This is a genomic window from Homoserinimonas sp. OAct 916 (genome assembly GCF_003260275.1).
Taxonomy (GTDB): domain Bacteria; phylum Actinomycetota; class Actinomycetes; order Actinomycetales; family Microbacteriaceae; genus OACT-916.
In genome coordinates this window covers 19,429-36,843 of record NZ_QJHB01000014.1, presented here as the reverse complement: position 1 = coordinate 36,843, position 17,415 = coordinate 19,429, and the positions used below count along the sequence as shown (strand labels likewise).

Genomic DNA, 17,415 nt, shown 5'->3' with positions numbered 1-17,415 from the left:
GTGCACGTGAGAGCGCAGTCAATCGTGGCGCGTAACGTTAGTTGTGGAGCGCATATGACGACAGCGGCAGTACACCGATCTTCTGGTCCACACGCAGACGACGCCTCATTGGGCGCCCGCGTGGAGCGCACCCCCAAACAGATCGGCCTGATCTTCGCCGGTTTGATGCTGGCGATGCTCCTGGCGGCACTGGACCAGACCATCGTGGCTACGGCATTGCCCACGATCGTCGGCGACCTTCACGGCCTCGACCACATCTCCTGGGTGATCACCGCCTACATCCTCGCAGCGACGATCGGGTTGCCGATCTACGGCAAGGCCGGTGACCTGTTCGGGCGCAAACGCCTGTTCGTGTTCGCGATCGTGGTCTTCCTTGTCGGATCGGTGCTCTCCGGGGCAGCCCAGGACATGACGCAGCTGATCGCTTTCCGTGCCCTGCAGGGAATCGGCGGCGGCGGCCTGATGATCGGTGTGCAGGCCATCATCGGTGAGATCGTCTCGCCCCGTGAACGTGGGCGCTACATGGGATTGATCGGGGCGGTCTTCGGGGTCGCCTCGATCAGCGGCCCCCTGCTCGGCGGCATCATCACCGACAACTGGAGTTGGCGCTGGGTCTTCTACATCAACATCCCGATCGGCATCCTGGCGCTCACGACGGTGGGCCTCTTCCTGCACCTGCACAAGCCGACCGGCCCGCGGCCCAAGCTCGACTACCTGGGTGCAACACTGTTGGCCATCACCAGCGCGGCGATCGTGTTGTTGAGCAGCTGGGGTGGCAACACCTACGCCTGGGGCAGCCCGATGATCATCGGCCTCGGCATCGTCACGGTGCTCGCCGGGGTTGCCTTCGTGTTCGCCGAGAAGCATGCCGTGGAGCCGATCATTCCCCTGTCCCTGTTCCGGATTCGCAACTTCGTGCTCACAGCCGGGGTCGGAATGACTGTCGGAATCGCGATGTTCGCCACCATCTCCTACCTGCCGACATTTCTGCAGATCGCCAACGGTGCTTCTGCCACCGCCTCCGGGCTGATGCTGCTGCCGATCACTGCTGGAATGCTGATCACAGTGATCGGCACCGGCCAGCTGATCTCCAAGACCGGGCGGTACAAGATCTACCCGATCCTCGGGACCATCACCATCCTCGTGGGACTTGTGCTGCTGTCGCAGATAACCGCCACCAGCCCGTACTGGTTCAGCGCACTCGGGATGCTCGCAATGGGGCTGGGCATCGGTGCGGTCATGCAGAACATGGTCGTGATCGTTCAGAACAGTGTGCCCTGGCGGCAACTGGGTACGGCGACCTCGGCGAACAACTACTTTCGCCAGATCGGGGCATCCTTCGGGATCGCACTTTTCGGTTCGATCTTCCTCAGCCGCCTCGACGATCACATCGCCTCGCTCGGGCCAGCCGCTGCCCATCTGGGCGGACAGACCATCAACTCCCTCAGCCCGGCCGCGCTGAAACTACTGCCGCCCGACGTGCAGACGCTGATCGGGCAGGCATTCGCCTACGCCCTGCCGCCGGTGTTTCTGCTGGGCCTGCCAATCGTGGCCGCTGGGCTGCTGATGGCGATCTTCATCAAGGAGATGCCGCTGTCGACCAATGTGGGCCCAGCACGGGAGGGCGCGGATGGTGACGGCACACGTGTGGACGCAGAGCCCTCACCCGTGCTCGTCTCGGCCGAGAGGGCTGGTTTCGCAGAAGGGCAGACCGTGAACGACAACGTGCAGAAAGCCAACAGCGATTCCGCAAACCGGGGCAGGCACGCCTCTTTTGCTCCGGGTACTGCCCCCGGTCGCGATGCGGCCCACGTGGAGCGACTGGGGCCGCATACTGTGTCTGGATCCGCTGCGCCTGATTCCGCGGCGCCCGGATCCGCGGTTCCCGGATCCGCGGCGGGTGGATCGGCCAAACACGCCTCGCACTCTGGCTCGACCACGTCCCGGCCGGTCGAGCCCCCGCCTTCAGCAGCGCCGACGCACGGCCGCCACGTGACCGCCGCACCGCCTCACGGCCTGCGACGAGGGGCATCCGGGGTCGAAGGGATCATCGGCTCCTCCGGCAACTGACGCCCGCGAATTCGGCGAGACAGCTCTGCGGCGGTGCGGGTGATCTCCGCGGCCAGCACAGGCCATTGGTCCTCGGCGATGTTCTCTTTCGGAAAGGTGACGGCGATGCCGGCTGCCGGCCAACCGACGTGATCGCGCACGGCCACCGCGACCGAGGCGAGGCCCTCGGTGACCTCTCCGTCTTCGACGGCGAAACCGACCCGGTGCACCTGCTCGAGCACGGTGCGCAGTTGCGCATACGACCGCGGGCCGGCACCCGAGCGTTCGGTGAATGCCGCCGCATTCGGGAACAACGCCCGAAGTTGGGCCTTGGGCAAGGTAGACAGCTGTGCCCGCCCGCTGGCCGTCAGATGCGCCGGCAGCCGCACCCCGACCTCGGTGACCAGCGACGGCCGACGCGGGGCGCGTTCTTCGACGATGTAGACCACATCCCGCCCGTGCAGCACCGCCAGATGCGCGCTCTCGCCGACCCGTTCGACCAGCCCGGCGAGCAGCGGGCGCCCGAGGAGGCTGAGCGGCTGCTGCCGGGAGAAGCCAGAACTGAGCTCGAACGAGGCCACACCGAGCCCATACCGCCTGGCCTCCGGAAAGTGCAGCACGAAGCCGCGGCGTTCGAGCACCGTGAGCAGGTGATACACCGTCGAACGCGGCAATTCCAGAACGGCGGCGATGGTGGCCGCGGCCACCGGGCCGCGCGCCGACGCCAGGTGGCTCAGAATGCGCAGGGTATTCTCTGCGGCCGGTACTCGTGACGACATGGGTGACTCTCCGGTGCGATCCTTTGGCTGAACCGGCCGCCGAAGGTGACGAGCGGGTTCAGGGGCTGTCTGGGACTCCAGACAGTATCGAGTGTAATCACGTTGTTTCACCGCCGACGAACGTGTGCAATCAAAGCATGAGCATATTTGCAGAGCAAACCGGTATCGCCCGCGAATCAGTGACCGTGGGGGTCGGCCCCCTCAGCATCGCCGACGTGGTGGCCGTCGCCCGCCATGATGCCCGGGTCGAACTCGACGCCGACGCGCTTGCCTCCGTCGACGACACCCGCACCGTGGTTGAGGCCCTCGCCGACGACCCGAACCCGCACTACGGGATCTCCACCGGCTTCGGTGCGCTAGCGACCACCTTCATCGACAAAGACCTGCGGGCGCAGTTGCAGCTCAACATCGTGCGCTCCCATGCCGCCGGCAGCGGCCCCGAGGTCGAACGTGAAGTCACCCGTGCGCTGATGCTTCTGCGCCTGTCAACGCTGATGACGGCGCGCACCGGTGTGCGCCGCATCACTGCCGAATCCTTCGCCGCCATGTTGAACGCAGGAATCACGCCTGTCGTGCACGAGTACGGCTCACTGGGCTGCTCCGGCGACCTCGCGCCGCTGTCGCACTGCACTCTCGCCGCCATGGGGGAGGGCGAGGTGCGTGATGGCGCCGGCAACCTCGTGGATGCGGCATCCGCGCTCGCCGATGCCGGCATCGAACCGCTGGCCCTCGCCGAGAAAGAGGGCCTCGCGATGATCAACAGCACCGACGGGATGCTGGGGATGCTCGCCCTTGCGCTCACCGACCTCGAAACCCTGATGGCGACGGCCGACATTGCCGCTGCGATGAGCGTGGAGGGCCTGCTCGGCACCGATGCCGTCTTCGCCGCTGACCTGCACGCGCTGCGCCCCCAGCCGGGGCAAGGTGTCTCGGCCGAGAACCTGCGGCGCTTGCTCGAAGACTCACCGATTGTCGCGAGCCACAGGGCTCCGCACCCCGGTGGGGTGCAGGATGCCTACTCGCTGCGTTGTGCACCGATCGTGCACGGGGCGGCCCGTGACACCGTCGCGCACGCCCGCCGCGTGGCCGAGTTCGAACTGGCCTCTGCGGTGGACAACCCGGTGGTCACCCTCGATGGCCGCGTGGAGTCGAACGGCAACTTCCACGGTGCCCCGATCGGATACGTGCTCGACTTTCTCGCGATCATCGCTGCCGATGTGGCCAGCATGTCTGAGCGTCGCACCGATCGGTTTCTCGACCCGGCCCGCAACCACGGCCTGCCGCCGTTCCTCGCGCACAACGCCGGGGTCGACTCCGGCCTGATGATCGCCCAGTACACCGCTGCCGGCATCGTGAGCGAGCTGAAAAGGTTGGCCGTGCCCGCATCGGTCGACTCGATCCCGTCGTCGGCGATGCAGGAGGACCACGTGTCGATGGGTTGGTCGGCGGCGCGCAAGCTGCGCCGATCGGTCGACGGGCTCACCCGTGTGCTCGCCATCGAGGTCATGACCGCGGCCCGCGGAATCGACCTGCGTGCTCCGCTCGCGCCGAGCCGGGCGACGGGTGCGGTGATCGGAGCGCTGCGCGAACAGGTGGCCGGCCCCGGCCCCGACCGTTTCCTGGCCCCCGAGATCGAGGCCACCCGGCAGCTGGTCGCCTCCGGCGCGGTGGCCGCTGCCGCCTCCGGAGTTGTCGGGGGGCTCCGGTGACTGCCGGGGGTCTCGAGACGGTCGCTTCGCGACCCCTCGACCAACGTAAAGATTCGCGGGTTGAGGGATTCCGAGGAACCAGGAATCGTCTCGAAACCGTGGCATGGAGTCCCGCGGGTTGAGGGATTCCGAGGAACGAGGAATCGTCTCGAAACCCCATGCGAATGAACGACTTGAACAGCCTGAACACACCGAACCGAAGGAACACACCATGACTGAGTACCCGCACCACAACATTCGCGCCCCTCGTGGCTCCACGCTCACTGCGAAGAGCTGGCAGACCGAGGGCCCGCTGCGCATGCTGATGAACAACCTCGACCCGGAGGTCGCCGAACACCCCGACGACCTTGTCGTCTACGGTGGCACCGGCAAGGCGGCCCGCAACTGGGATTGCTACGACGCAATCGTGCGCACGCTGACCACCCTGGAGAAGGACGAGACCCTGCTCGTGCAGTCGGGCAAGCCGGTCGGCGTCTTTCGCACCCACGAGTGGGCGCCGCGCGTGCTGATCGCCAACTCGAACTTGGTCGGCGACTGGGCGACGTGGCCCGAATTTCGCAAGCTGGAGCAGCAGGGCCTGATGATGTACGGCCAGATGACGGCCGGCAGCTGGATCTACATCGGCACCCAAGGCATTCTGCAGGGCACCTACGAGACCTTCGCGGCAATCGCGAAGAAGCTCGGGCGCGACTCCCTGGCCGGCACCCTCACCGTGACCGCCGGCTGCGGCGGCATGGGCGGAGCCCAGCCGTTGGCCGTCACCATGAACGAGGGCGTCGTGCTGATCATCGACGTCGACAAGACCCGGCTCGACCGCCGTGCCGAGAAGGGGTACCTCGACGAGGTCGCCACCGATCTGGACGATGGTATCGCCCGCGTCCTGGCCGCGAAGGAAGAAGGCCGCGCGCTCTCTGTCGGCGTGGAAGGCAACGCCGCGACCATCCTGCCCGACCTTCTGGCCCGCAAGGTGCCGGTTGACATCGTCACAGACCAGACCGCCGCGCACGACCCGCTCAGCTATCTGCCCGAGGGCGTGTCGGTCTCGGAATGGCATGCGCTCGCAGAATCCGACCCCGAAGGTTTCACCACGAGGGCGCGGGCGTCGATGGCCAAGCACGTCAAGGCAATGGTGGAGTTTCAGGATGCCGGTGCGGAAGTGTTCGACTACGGCAACTCGATCCGCGCCGAGGCGGTTCTCGGCGGCTACGACCGCGCGTTCGAGTTTCCCGGCTTCGTACCCGCCTACATCCGCCCCCTGTTCGCCGAGGGCAAGGGCCCGTTCCGCTGGGCCGCACTCTCCGGAGACCCCGCCGACATCGCGGCCACCGACAAGGCAATCCTCGAGCTGTTTCCGGATGATGCCCCACTGCACCGGTGGATCACCAAGGCCGGCGAGCAGATCCAATTCGAAGGCCTGCCCGCGCGCATCTGCTGGCTCGGCTACAAGGAACGTCACCTAGCCGGCCTGAAGTTCAACGAGATGGTCGCCTCCGGTGAACTCTCGGCTCCCGTCGTCATCGGCCGTGACCACCTCGACTCCGGTTCAGTCGCATCCCCGTACCGCGAGACCGAGTCCATGAAAGACGGATCAGACGCGATCGCCGACTGGCCTCTCTTGAACGCGCTGCTGAACACGGCGTCTGGGGCGACCTGGGTGTCGATTCACCACGGCGGCGGGGTCGGCATCGGTCGCTCCATCCACGCCGGGCAGGTGATTGTTGCCGACGGCACCCCCCTGGCCGCCGAGAAGATCGAACGCGTGCTCACCAATGACCCGGGCACCGGAGTCATGCGCCACGTCGACGCCGGCTACGAGCGCGCCGAGGAAGTGGCGCGCGAGCGTGGCCTGCGGGTGCCCATGTGGGAGAAATGATGAGCTCCCACCTGATCACCGGTATCGGCCAGCTGGTCACCAACGATCTCGAGCACGATGCCGCCGCCGGGGTGGAGCGGTTGGGTCTGCTTCACGACGCCGCGGTGCTGGTGGTCGACGGGCTGATCGACTGGGTGGGGCCGGCGGCCGATGCACCAGAGGCCGACTCCGTCACCGATGTGGGCGGCGCCGCGCTGATCCCCGGCTTCGTCGACAGCCACACCCACATCGTGTTCGGCGGAGACCGGTCCGCCGAGTTCGAGGCTCGAATGTCGGGGCAGGCATATTCCGCTGGCGGAATACGCAGCACGGTTGCGGCAACGCGGGCCGCCAGTGACGACGAGTTACGAACCCGGTTGGCCGGTTTCTTGACCGAGTTGTACGCGCAGGGCTCGACGACGATCGAGGTCAAGAGCGGCTACGGGCTGACAGTCGACGACGAGGCGCGAATGCTGCGCCTGGCCGCCGAGGTGACCGACGAGGTCACGTTCCTCGGTGCGCACGTGGTTCCTGCCGAGTTCGCCGGCCGCGGCGACGACTACGTCGACCTGGTGGTCGGCGACATGCTCGACGCCTGTGCCCCGCACGCAAAATGGGTCGATGTGTTCTGCGAGACCGGTGCGTTCACGCCGGAACAGAGCAGGCGGGTGCTCGAAGCCGGTGCCGCCCGTGGGCTCGGGGTGCGAGTGCACGCCAGCCAGCTCGGCCCGGGGGTCGGGGTGCAACTCGCCATCGAGCTGGGTGCTGCGGCGGTTGACCACTGCACCTTCCTGACCGACGACGACGTGACCGCGCTCGGCGCTTTTGACACGGTGGCGACCCTGTTGCCCGGTGTGGAGTTCTCGACCAAGCAGCCGTATCCGGATGCCCGACGTCTGCTCGAGGCCGGGGCAACCGTGGCGCTCGCCTCCGACTGCAACCCGGGCTCTTCGTTCACCTCGTCGATGCCGTTCTGCATCGCGGTTGCCGTGCGCGACATGGGGATGACCCCGGCCGAGGCGCTCTGGTCATCGACCGCTGGTGGCGCTCGCGCACTGCGGCGCACCGACGTCGGCCGCATCGTCGTGGGTGCGCGCGCCGACCTGGTTCTGCTGAAGGCGCCTTCGTATGTGCATCTGGCCTACCGGCCCGGCGTGCCGCTGGTCGACCGGGTCTGGAAAGGTGGCGTGCTCGTCAGCGGTTGAGCACCGGGCGCCCCCGTTCACGACCCCTGAACGGTGGCTTCCGCCGGCGCCGCATCTGCGCGTTCGGCCGCGGTGCGCGCGGCCAGGTCGCGCTCCTCGTTACGGTCGTGGCGGCGCTCACGGGCGCCCTCCACCAGCAGGTACAGCACCGGCAGCACGACGAGGGTGAGTGCGGTCGACGAGACCAGCCCGCCGATCACCACCAGTGCGAGCGGCTGCGAGATGAAGCCGCCCTGCCCTGTCCAGCCGACCGCCATCGGCACCAGCGCGAAGATCGTGGCCAGGGCCGTCATGAGGATGGGGCGAAGGCGCCGGGAAGCTCCGAGCACGAGGGCCTCGTGAACGCGCATCCCGCGTGCCCGGTACTGGTTCACCAGGTCGACCAGCACGATGGCGTTGGTCACCACGATGCCGATCAGCATGAGCACACCGATCAGCGACGGAACACCGAGCGGGATGCCGGAGATGACCTGCAACCCGATGGCGCCCGTGGCCGCGAACGGCACCGAGACCAGCAGCAGCAGTGGCTGCAGCAGGCTCTTGAACGTGGCCACCATCACGATGTACACGATCAGGATGGCGATCAACAGGGCGATTCCCAATTGTTGGAACGCGTCGTCCTGGTCGGCGGTCACCCCACCGAGGGAGGCGGTGGCCCCCGACGGCAGTGCAGCCGAATCCACGGCCGACTGCACCTCGCTGCTGGCCGTTCCCAGATCGTCGCTCATCGGAGTCACTGCAACAGTCGCGCTGCGCTGCCCGCGCACCGTCGTGATTGTGGAGGGGCCGTCGACCGTCTTCACCGTGGCGACGGTGTCCAGCGCGACCGGGCCGGTGCGCGTCGGCACCGTGAGGCCGGTCAACTCCGCCTCGGTCGCCGGTGGGTTCTTGGTGGCCAGGTAGATCTTGGTGGTGCGTTCGTCGATCACCACCTGGCCCACCTGCGTCGGCTGCATCGCCTGCGCGACGATGTTGCTGACCGCGACCTCGCTGAGTCCGGCATCCGCCGCCTTCTGGCGATCCACGGACACTGCCAGGTACGGCCGGGATTCGGACAGGTTACTGGTGGCCTGCGTGATCGAGTCGAGCTTCGAGACTGATGCGAGCACCGCATCCGACGCCTTCTTCAGATCGGCCTGGTTGGCGGCCCGCACGTCGATCTCGATGTCGGACGAGGCCCCGAAACCACTCGAGACACCCACTTCGATCTCGCCCGCGTCGGGCAGCGCGGCCAGGCGCTCGCGCACGTCGGCCTGCAGCGCATCCTGGTCGGCGGATTCGTCGGTGGTGATGGAGTACGTGATCGTTCCCTGGCCGCCGCCGCCGAACGCATCGCGCAGCGAGCTGCCCGAAGAGCCGATCGACAGCTGCACGGTCTCCACCCCGGCCACCGCGCGCAACTCCGACTCGACGGCTCTGGCCGCCGTGTCGAGCGCGTCGAGGCTGGAGGCGGCCGCCAGGGTCTGTGTGACGGTGAACGTGTTCTGGCCCGTGGAGCCGAGGAAGTTGGTCTTCATGCTGGGCACCAGCGCGATGGTTCCGCCGAGCACGAGCACCGCGAGGATGATCGTGGTCACGCCGTGCTTGAGCGTCCACGTGATGATGGGCAGGTATCCCCGCTGCAGTCGGGTCGGGTGAGCGAGACCTTCGTCGTCGACGGCGGATGCCGCCCGGCGCTGCCTGCGCGCCGGCAGCGGCTGTTCGTGCTCCGGCCCCGAAGCGCTGGCTCCCTGAGCAGAAACGTTCGCTGTCGCCGCGACGAGAACCGCGGGGCTCTCGTCAGCAGGTCGGCTCGCCGCGAGTCGTGCGAGGCGCTGCTTTCGGCGCTCGGTGAGAAACCAGTAGGCGAGCACCGGAACGATGGTCAGCGACACCACCAGCGACGCGAGCAGCGCCACGGTCACCGTCAGCGCGAACGGGCGGAACAGTTCGCCCGTGGTTCCCTGCACGAACGAGATCGGCAGGAACACCGCGACCGTGGTGATGGTGGAAGCCGTGATGGCGCCGGCCACCTCACGCACGGCTTCGACGATCACGCTCGCCCGAGTGTCTGCACGCTGTTTGACCGAGTCGGACAGGCGCGGCGGGTTCTGGCCCAGGTGGCGTTTGATGTTCTCGATGACTACGATCGAGTCGTCGACGACGCGGCCGATGGCGATCGTGAGCGCACCGAGGGTGATGATGTTCAATGAGTAGCCGAACGCCTGCAACCCGATGAAGGTGATCAGCACCGAGGTCGGTATCGAGATGGCGGTGACGAGCGTTGACCGCACCGACATCAGGAAGATCAGGATCACGATCACCGCGAACAGCAGGCCGAGCAGGCCCTCCTCGGTGAGGGCCGCGATCGACTGTTGAATATAGGGGGCCTGGTCGAAGACCGTGGTGAACACGGCGCCGTGGCCGAGTTCAGCCTGAAGTGCGGGCAGGATCTCCAGCACCGCCTGGGAGACCTCGACGGTGTTCGCCGCCGGAAGCTTCGTGATCGCGATCGTCAGAGCCGGCTCTCCGTTGACCCGAGAGATGCTCGTCTGCGGGTCGTCGGTGAGCGCGACAGTGCCGACGTCCCCGATGGTCAGGGGGGCGGATGCCACGGGTAGCCCCTCAAGGTCGACCTGCGGCATCGATGGGATCAGCGGAAGCGCGGCCACGTCGGCGACCGAACCCAGACGGGTTCCGGCTTGAACAGACAAGGTCTTTTCGTCTTCGGTGATCGTGCCTGCCGGGGTGAGGGCGCCGTTGGAGCCCAGGGCGGTGCGGATGTCGGTGGTCGAGAGCCCAGCCGCCGTCAGCTTCTTGGGGTCGGGGGTGATGGTGACGCGGCTGCCGACCGCGCCGATCAGGGCGGCCTCCCGCACACCGGCGACATGCTCGATCTCGCCCAGGGTCGACTGCCGCAGCTGGGCGGCCAGCTCGTTCTGGGCGGCATCACCGGTCACGGCCAGTTGCAGCACCGGAAGGTCGTCGATCGATCCGCTCACCACCTGCGGGTCGACCGTGTCGGGCAAGACCTGCTTGATGCGGTTGATCGCCTGATCGATCTTCTGCTCGGCGGTGCCGAGGTTGGTTCCGTAGACGAAGGTGACCGAGATCAGCGACAGGTTGGTGCTCGAGGTCGCCTGGGTCGACTCCACCCCGGGCACGCCCTGAATGGCCGTCTCGATCGGCGTGCTCACGTCGATGTTCACCACATCGGGAGAGGCCCCGGGGTAGTTGGTGAGCACCGCGAGCCTGGGAAACTGGATCGACGGCGCGAGCTCCTGCTGCAAACCGGTGAGTGCGAGCGAACCGAAGATGCCGACGACGATGGTGATGAGGGCGATCAGCGCCTTGTTCTTCATGCTCAGCACGGCGAATAGGTGCACGGGTTGTCCTCAGTTGATGACGGTCGAATGTCAGGGCGGGGCCGTTCGTCTCACGGTCGGGCCGGTGCCTCGGCCAGTATCCCAGATCCCACCCACGCCTACCTGCGTATTTGCTTGTGGTCGACCTTCTTCGGGCACGTGCGCTCACCGGTATTCGCCTCGAGTCCCGGCAGCCCGGCAGACCACGGGTGCGAGATCGGCAACGGGCGCGAGGCAGTAGATTGGAAGTACCGTCTCCGGGCACCGCGTCACCGTCGCACGCCTCATCCGCTCACCCACAGATCATCAGGACATCGTGTTTCGTCGTTACACTCAATTGCTCAGTGGGCTGCTCGCATATGGGATCGCGATCGCGATGATCGTGCGCGGCGAGATCGGTATCGCGCCGTGGGACGTCCTCGCCCAGGGCATCTCGTTCAAGACCAACCTCGATTTCGGTCTGATCACCGTCTTGATCGGCGCGGTCGTGTTACTGTTGTGGATTCCGTTGCGGGAGAAGCCCGGCATCGGCACGGTGCTGAACGTGCTCCTGGTCGGCCCTGCTGCCTCGCTCGGGCTGTTCCTCATTCCTCCGGGTCTCGACCTGTGGGTGCGGATCCTGCTGTTCGCGGGTGGGATCGTTCTGATGGGGCTCGCCACCGGCTTATATATAGGTGCTCGCTTCGGCACCGGTCCTCGAGACGGTCTGATGACCGGCCTCAGTCGCCGCACCGGCTGGCGTATCTGGATCGTGCGCAGCGGCATCGAACTCGTCGTGCTCGGCATCGGCTGGCTGCTCGGCGGCGATGTCGGCGTCGGCACGTTGTTGTTCGCCATGCTGATCGGCCCATCGTGCAACTTCTTCATGCCGAGGTTGCACATCCCACTGCCAGCCGATGCGCGGGTGCCCACGGGCGACACCGAGCCCATCGCCACGATCGACTCCCCGGCCCGGTAATCAGGGTGCCCTGCCAGAGCCCGCTCATGCCACAAGCCGGGTTCGCGCCATTGGGAACGCTTAGCCGCTGTTCGAGCAGGGGCGATGTGTTCCGGATGGCGCGCGGCCGTGCCGAGGCGCCGGCGACGGCTGTGTGGTGGGAGTTCAATGGCATCCCGAAGACTCGGATGCTGACCCGGCGGCGCTCGCAGCGCTGATGAGCGGGTTCGCGGCCGAGTGCGCCCTGCGCGCAGGCCAGATCGTTTCCGAGGTCGCCTGACCGCAGCGCAGCATTACAGCAGTGCTGATGGTTGCAGCCTGGTCAACCCGGGCACGCCATCGAAAGACCGGTCGGTCGAAACGATCGTCGGAATACCGTAGACAACTGCTGTTGCAGCGTGCACAGCTTCACGGCCGCGAATTTCCGGCCCCCGCTCGATCAGATGGAGCGCCATGTCGAGAACCTCTCGATCGAAGTTCAGGAGGGTGAGAAACGTACTCGCATCTCGGGCATCGGCGACCGCTCCCTGGCGGTCACCGGTACGTCTCAGTCGATGGTGCACCACTTCTTGGATCATTTCGACGCTGGCGTAGGCGCGAATCCGATCTTCAGCGACGAGCCCCAATAACGCTCGGCATTCGCGTTGGAGCGTGCTCGGCGAGCCGAGGGCATAGGCCACAATCGCGCTGTCGAGCAGAACGGCTGATTCCATCACGGAAGATCCGACGTGGTCTCGCGTTCGAATGACCTCTTCTCGCTCTCCCAGTCGATGGGGCCGGCATCGGGGTGGGAGTCGGCTCGGGCGAACAGGCGCTCAAGCGCTTCCTGCTTGCCCACCTTGCGCCGGTTGAGGCGGTCGTTCACCGATTCGCGGATGAGCGCCGCCACGCTGACCCGTTCCGCCGCGGCCTCAACCTCCAATGCGGCGTAGATCGCCGGGTCGAACAAGACCTGTACGCGCCTATCCAAGATGGCCATGCACATACTATAGCATGCACATGTTTGCGCCGAGAGGGTTGAATGAGGTATCGAGACGCGGCCCTGACGTGCGCATACCCCGGTCGCGTAGTCTCGAAGTGAAGGAGCCCTCATGTCACAGGATCAAACGCAACGCAGCATGAACATCTCTGTCCCCTCTGAAGTCGAGGTGGGTACGCCGGCTGATTTCGTCAGCGTCTGGCACACCCCCAACGCTTTCCTGATGGACTTCATCGTGCTGAAGAAACCACCGCAGACTGAAGTCAATGAGGAGACCGGTCAACGCACGGCCCGCGTCGATGCCGTCGTGTCGTCGCGGGTTCGCATCCCGCCCGAGCAGGTCTTCCCTCTGATCCAGGCGTTGCAGGCGCAGGGCAACATGTGGCTGCAGGAGACCGGTCGCTCCACCGAACCGACCAACTGGCTCGACGCCCACCACAACGCCAACAAGGACATGAACGACCCCACCGACCCGACGGAAAGCTGACCATGACCATCGAGGCGAATACCCGCACCATCGAGTCGGATGTGGTCACCGACTTCTCCAAGAAGATGAGCTACGGCTCCTACCTGCACCTTGACGAGCTGTTGTCGGCGCAGGTCACGATCAGCCAGCCCGTGCACCACGACGAGATGCTGTTCATCATTCAGCACCAGACCAGCGAACTGTGGTTGAAGCTGGTGCTGCACGAATTGCGCACGGTACGCGAATCGCTCATGCGTGATGACCTCGGCTTCGCGCTCAAGGGCATAGCCCGGGTCAAGCACATCCAGAAGTCGCTGACCGAGCAGTGGTCGGTGTTGGCCACGCTCACTCCGACGGAGTATTCGCAGTTTCGTGATTCGCTCGGAAATGCATCTGGGTTCCAGTCGTACCAGTACCGCGCCGTCGAGTTCATGCTCGGCAACAAGAACGCAGGCATGCTGCCGGTGTTCGCCAGCAACCCCGAGGCGCACGAGATGCTCGAGACGATCCTGAACCAGACGAGCATCTACGAGGAGTTCTTGCGCTTCATGGCACGGCAGGGGTTCGCCATTCCCGAGCGCATCTTCGAGCGAGATGTCAGCACGTCATGGACCCTCGACGAGGACCTGGTACTCGTGTTCAAAGAGGTCTACGAGAACGCCGACACGAACTGGCAGGTGTATGAGGCCTGCGAGGAACTGGTCGACCTGGAGGACAACTTTCAGCTGTGGCGCTTCCGACACCTGAAGACGGTGACGCGCATCATCGGCATGAAGCGCGGCACCGGCGGCTCCAGCGGTGCCGCATTCCTGCAGAAGGCGCTCGAGCTCACCTTCTTCCCCGAGCTCTTCGCCGTGCGGACGATCATTGGCCGCTGACACGCCGCCAATCCCGCGCCCTTCGCTCCCCGAAGGAGCGCGAAGCGATCAGGAGGTCCCGTTCCCTGAGGGATCGCGAAGCGGTCGGGAGGTTCCGCTCCCTGAGAGATCGCGGAGCGATCGTCTCGACGGGCGCCCTGCCGCGCCTCGCCACGACTCCCTGCACACAATCCTCGTCGACGACTATTGGGACGGGGCCTGGCGAGGGCCGAGCCTGCTCCATATGGCGGGCGCTCGTATCGAATCGGCCGAACCAGCCACCGCCTCCACGCGCGCGGACCGTCGGCTCCACGGAGCGGTCTTCCCCGGCATCGCGGACGCCCACGTACACCTCGGTCTCATCGACCCAGCGGTGCTGCTTGGCCGGGGCGTTTCCTGGGTGCGTGACCTCGGCGGCGACCCGCACCAGATCGCAGCCTGGAGTGCAGCCGACGCGCCCACCTGGCCGTCCGTCCACTTCGCAGGCTCCTACCTCACCTGCGCCGACGGTTACCCCTCTGACCGCGTCTGGGCGCCCGCAGCGTCAATTCGCCTCGTCAACGGCCCGGAGCACGCCGCACGGTGTGTCGCCGAGCAGGTGGTAGTCGGGGCATCCGTGATCAAGGTGATGCTCAACTCAGATGCCGGACCAACGCCCGATCTGGAGACTGTGCGCGCGATCGCCGTGGCCGCGCACGCTGCCGGTGTGACCGTGGTCGCTCATGCCCAGGGTGCCGGCGAGCCCGAAAAGGCGCTCGCCGCCGGAGTAGATGAGCTGGCGCACACGCCGTGGACCACAGAACTCCCCGATGACGTGCTCGGGGCGATGGCCGGTCGAATGAGCTGGGTCTCGACCCTCGATATCCACGGTTGGGGTCAGCGCGATGATGACTTCGGGCGTGCGGCCTCGAATGCCCGCCGTTTTGTCGCCGCCGGTGGCCGGCTGCGCTACGGCACCGACCTAGGCAACGGCCCCTTGCCGGTCGGCGTGAACGAGCGAGAACTGTTGGCCCTCACAGACATTGGACTTGCCGCCGATGACGTGGCCCGCTCATCCTTCGCCACGAACGCCGCGAGAAGACCTATGATGATCCTCGCATCCCGACCGAACGACCCCGCCGAGTTTGTTCGCTGGCTGACCCAGGCGTCGCCGCTCACCGAACTCAGCGGATCGTTTGCACCTCAGGTGTGAAGTTCTGCATCGAGTCGGTGGCCAATGCTTTCTTCAGCTCCGCGAGTTTGTCCCAGTCGACGTTCACGATCGACTGGCCGTCGTCAGACGTTCCCACGCCCGCGGTGGGCATGGTGAAGAAGGTGACGTCATTCGTGCGGAGGTCGCGCAACTCCCAGGCGAGCGATGTCAGGTAGCCAGAGTTCAGACCCTCGTCCACTGCCAGATAGGGCGTGACTGTGTCGATCAGGGAAGTGGCCTTGAACGGGTCGGCGAGCATCGCCTTGCTCATCACCTTCGCCATTATCGCCTTGATCACCAATTGCTGGTTGCGCACTCGTTGAAAGTCGCCGTCGGTGAACGCATACCGTTCGCGGGTGAACGCCAGTGCGTCGGTGCCGTTCAGGTGCTGTGCCCCAGCGGGAAAAACGCGGCCAGGTTGACTGGAAGAATCGAATGCGATGGGATTGTTGACTTCTACGCCGCCCAAAGCATCTGTTACTTCCTTGAAGCTCGCGAAGTCGACGATCGCGACGTGGTCGATGCGGGTGTCGAGCAGTTGTTCGACGGTCTGCACTGCGAGTGGCACGCCTCCCCACGAAAGGGCTGCGTTCACCTTTGCCTCACCGTGGCCGGGGATTTGCAGCCAACTGTCGCGCATGATCGACATCACATAGACGTGCTTTCGGTCAGCGGGGATGTGCACGATCATCATGGTGTCGGAACGCTGGCCGGAGATGTCGGTGATCGACCCACCGATCGACCCGCGGGTGTCGGAGCCGAGCAAGAGGATGTTCTGAGCAGTGGTCTTCGCCGCTGGCGCCTGGCTGGGACCTGTGGCGGGTGGCGGCGCGGTCGGACGAACGCTGTCGCTCGGAAAGGGGTCGGCAATCTTCACCGTCTGGTCATCAAACTTGTGGGTCAGATTCCACGCATAACCGCCGACGGTGCCCCCCGCCAGAAGTAGAACCACCCCGACGATGATCAGCAACTTGAGCGATCGGCGGTGCTTCTTTTTTGTTGGCTCCGGCGCACCCAGTTGCTCATGAGACATCAGGCCCCCTCCCGTGTCGGTGTTCGCTTTTCGTGGTGCTCAGGCCTCCACGCGGCTGTTGCCGGTTGCCGAAAGTAGGTCCAGGGCCTGCCTCAGCTTGGTGCTCGACGTGTGAACGGTGTAGGGGAAATAGACCACTTCGACTCCGACGGCTGCAAACTCTCTCTCCAGGCGACGGCCCTTGTCCGTGCCGCGCCAGTCGTCTCCCTTGAAGAAGACGTCGAAGTGCAGCGAGCGCCACGTGTCAAGCTTGTCGGGGAGCACTTCAGCGACAGCTTCATCCACGTAGGAGATGTGCCCGACGATCTCCAGCCGCTCGGCCAGGGGAACCACGGGGGCGCTGCCCTTCGACCGGATGAGCATCTCGTCGGAGACGACGCCCGCTATCAGATGGTCACACTGACTCTTCGCGTGGCGCAAAATATTCAGATGTCCGACGTGGAACAAGTCGAAGGCACCAGCGGCATAGCCAATTTTTCGGGTCAAAACACTGCACTTTTCACTCTGGCTGCGTGAAGCATTCGGGTCGCAGCGATCGGGTATGAGTTACTGAGAATCAGTCTACAGAAACCGGCACGGATGCCCTAGTGTCCTTTTTCTGCAGTCGAACACCTCATCCTCCAGCCGGTTTGGGTATACGAGCGTTCTAGGGCTATGACGCACCTTTCAGCAACACTCAGCACTTTAACCGGTTTGGGTGGGTGACTGCCATTGTGCCGGCACTACAGTCCTCCCCGAAGCCCTGATGAACCGCATGAAATGAACGCTTGTCGCTCTCCCGTTCGCCGCAACCCATGTGGGGTGCCCCCCGTTGGCGGACACCCAATAGAGGGCACAGGTGAGGCTTTTCCCTTGTTATGTGTTCGTTGGGTATGCCTATACTGGCTTCCGACGCTCGCGAGGTGACCCCCTAAGTGGGGGGCAACTTGCAGCGCGGCGCCACCCGAAGCGTTTCTTTGTCCGTGATATGAGGGCCACTTCCCGACACACCTCACCGTGTGGGCTCGAACATC

At 65.5% G+C, this 17,415-nt stretch carries 15 protein-coding genes; 9 read left to right on the top strand and 6 right to left on the bottom strand.

Annotated features, from left to right (window positions below; translation table 11 throughout):
* Positions 1-54 precede the first annotated feature (54 nt).
* On the top strand, positions 55-2,070 hold the full coding sequence (locus tag DL891_RS15240) for an MDR family MFS transporter (RefSeq protein ID WP_111721314.1): 2,016 nt from the start codon (positions 55-57) through the stop codon (positions 2,068-2,070).
* On the opposite strand, the gene DL891_RS15235 is transcribed toward DL891_RS15240, so the two are convergent.
* Positions 2,010-2,828: an IclR family transcriptional regulator gene (locus tag DL891_RS15235; protein WP_111721313.1), complete on the bottom strand. Its 819-nt coding sequence runs from the start codon at positions 2,826-2,828 to the stop codon at positions 2,010-2,012. The two genes, DL891_RS15240 and DL891_RS15235, sit on opposite strands and share 61 nt — an antisense overlap.
* Positions 2,829-2,965: 137 nt before the next feature.
* On the opposite strand from DL891_RS15235, the gene hutH reads away from it, so the two are divergent.
* The 3 genes from hutH to hutI all read left to right on the top strand — a co-directional run bounded on the left by hutH (position 2,966) and on the right by hutI (position 7,594).
* The gene (gene hutH / locus DL891_RS15230) at positions 2,966-4,537 is read left to right on the top strand and encodes a histidine ammonia-lyase (protein ID WP_111721312.1); all 1,572 of its coding nucleotides are present in this window, start codon (positions 2,966-2,968) and stop codon (positions 4,535-4,537) included.
* Positions 4,538-4,748: 211 nt separating this feature from the next.
* Positions 4,749-6,410 (top strand): urocanate hydratase, encoded by a 1,662-nt coding sequence (hutU, locus tag DL891_RS15225; RefSeq protein ID WP_111721352.1) that lies wholly within the window; start codon positions 4,749-4,751, stop codon positions 6,408-6,410.
* On the top strand, positions 6,410-7,594 hold the full coding sequence (gene hutI, locus DL891_RS15220) for an imidazolonepropionase (protein WP_111721311.1): 1,185 nt from the start codon (positions 6,410-6,412) through the stop codon (positions 7,592-7,594). Before hutU ends, hutI begins: the two co-directional genes overlap by 1 nt.
* A 17-nt stretch (positions 7,595-7,611) precedes the next feature.
* Here the strand turns inward: hutI and DL891_RS15215 are convergent, their stop codons facing one another.
* Entirely contained in the window at positions 7,612-10,959 is a 3,348-nt protein-coding gene (locus tag DL891_RS15215; protein WP_111721310.1) for an efflux RND transporter permease subunit, read from the bottom strand.
* A gap of 295 nt (positions 10,960-11,254) precedes the next feature.
* Between DL891_RS15215 and DL891_RS15210 the strand changes: the two genes are divergently transcribed.
* Together DL891_RS15210 and DL891_RS17710 are read left to right on the top strand one after the other, a co-directional pair.
* Complete coding sequence (locus DL891_RS15210; protein ID WP_198668946.1) at positions 11,255-11,896, top strand: YitT family protein; 642 nt, start codon at positions 11,255-11,257, stop codon at positions 11,894-11,896.
* Between the two features lie 133 nt (positions 11,897-12,029).
* A complete protein-coding gene (locus DL891_RS17710) occupies positions 12,030-12,155 on the top strand; it encodes a hypothetical protein (RefSeq protein WP_255563106.1) in 126 nt (41 codons plus the stop codon).
* A 13-nt stretch (positions 12,156-12,168) separates the two neighbouring features.
* On the opposite strand, the gene DL891_RS15205 is transcribed toward DL891_RS17710, so the two are convergent.
* Both DL891_RS15205 and DL891_RS15200 read right to left on the bottom strand, forming a co-directional pair.
* Positions 12,169-12,588, bottom strand: coding sequence for a type II toxin-antitoxin system VapC family toxin (locus DL891_RS15205; protein WP_111721309.1), 420 nt, complete (start codon positions 12,586-12,588; stop codon positions 12,169-12,171).
* Positions 12,588-12,854 (bottom strand): hypothetical protein, encoded by a 267-nt coding sequence (locus DL891_RS15200; RefSeq protein ID WP_157962549.1) that lies wholly within the window; start codon positions 12,852-12,854, stop codon positions 12,588-12,590. Before DL891_RS15200 ends, DL891_RS15205 begins: the two co-directional genes overlap by 1 nt.
* A 112-nt stretch (positions 12,855-12,966) precedes the next feature.
* Here DL891_RS15200 and DL891_RS15195 point away from each other — a divergent pair, with 112 nt between their 5' ends.
* The 3 genes from DL891_RS15195 to DL891_RS15185 all read left to right on the top strand — a co-directional run bounded on the left by DL891_RS15195 (position 12,967) and on the right by DL891_RS15185 (position 15,369).
* Entirely contained in the window at positions 12,967-13,341 is a 375-nt protein-coding gene (locus DL891_RS15195) for a DUF3467 domain-containing protein (RefSeq protein WP_198668945.1), read from the top strand.
* A 2-nt stretch (positions 13,342-13,343) separates the two neighbouring features.
* Complete coding sequence (locus DL891_RS15190; protein ID WP_111721307.1) at positions 13,344-14,198, top strand: tryptophan 2,3-dioxygenase; 855 nt, start codon at positions 13,344-13,346, stop codon at positions 14,196-14,198.
* Between the two features lie 223 nt (positions 14,199-14,421).
* A complete protein-coding gene (locus tag DL891_RS15185; protein ID WP_111721306.1) occupies positions 14,422-15,369 on the top strand; it encodes an amidohydrolase family protein in 948 nt (315 codons plus the stop codon).
* Here the strand turns inward: DL891_RS15185 and DL891_RS15180 are convergent.
* On the bottom strand, positions 15,341-16,402 hold the full coding sequence (locus DL891_RS15180; RefSeq protein WP_111721305.1) for an LCP family protein: 1,062 nt from the start codon (positions 16,400-16,402) through the stop codon (positions 15,341-15,343). The genes DL891_RS15185 and DL891_RS15180 overlap by 29 nt on opposite strands.
* Positions 16,403-16,441: 39 nt before the next feature.
* Positions 16,442-16,888, bottom strand: a complete 447-nt coding sequence (locus DL891_RS15175) for an adenylyltransferase/cytidyltransferase family protein (protein WP_111721304.1) — start codon at positions 16,886-16,888, stop codon at positions 16,442-16,444.
* Positions 16,889-17,415 lie beyond the last annotated feature (527 nt).

What these genes read in the sequence shown, in the direction of transcription:
- DL891_RS15240 (WP_111721314.1), top strand. Translation starts at nt 55, where the DNA reads ATGACGACAGCGGCAGTACACCGATCTTCTGGTCCACACGCAGACGAC.
- DL891_RS15235 (WP_111721313.1), bottom strand. Translation starts at nt 2,828, where the DNA reads ATGTCGTCACGAGTACCGGCCGCAGAGAATACCCTGCGCATTCTGAGC.
- hutH (WP_111721312.1), top strand. Translation starts at nt 2,966, where the DNA reads ATGAGCATATTTGCAGAGCAAACCGGTATCGCCCGCGAATCAGTGACC.
- hutU (WP_111721352.1), top strand. Translation starts at nt 4,749, where the DNA reads ATGACTGAGTACCCGCACCACAACATTCGCGCCCCTCGTGGCTCCACG.
- hutI (WP_111721311.1), top strand. Translation starts at nt 6,410, where the DNA reads ATGAGCTCCCACCTGATCACCGGTATCGGCCAGCTGGTCACCAACGAT.
- DL891_RS15205 (WP_111721309.1), bottom strand. Translation starts at nt 12,588, where the DNA reads ATGGAATCAGCCGTTCTGCTCGACAGCGCGATTGTGGCCTATGCCCTC.
- DL891_RS15200 (WP_157962549.1), bottom strand. Translation starts at nt 12,854, where the DNA reads ATGGCCATCTTGGATAGGCGCGTACAGGTCTTGTTCGACCCGGCGATC.
- DL891_RS15195 (WP_198668945.1), top strand. Translation starts at nt 12,967, where the DNA reads ATGTCACAGGATCAAACGCAACGCAGCATGAACATCTCTGTCCCCTCT.
- DL891_RS15190 (WP_111721307.1), top strand. Translation starts at nt 13,344, where the DNA reads ATGACCATCGAGGCGAATACCCGCACCATCGAGTCGGATGTGGTCACC.
- DL891_RS15185 (WP_111721306.1), top strand. Translation starts at nt 14,422, where the DNA reads ATGGCGGGCGCTCGTATCGAATCGGCCGAACCAGCCACCGCCTCCACG.
- DL891_RS15180 (WP_111721305.1), bottom strand. Translation starts at nt 16,402, where the DNA reads ATGTCTCATGAGCAACTGGGTGCGCCGGAGCCAACAAAAAAGAAGCAC.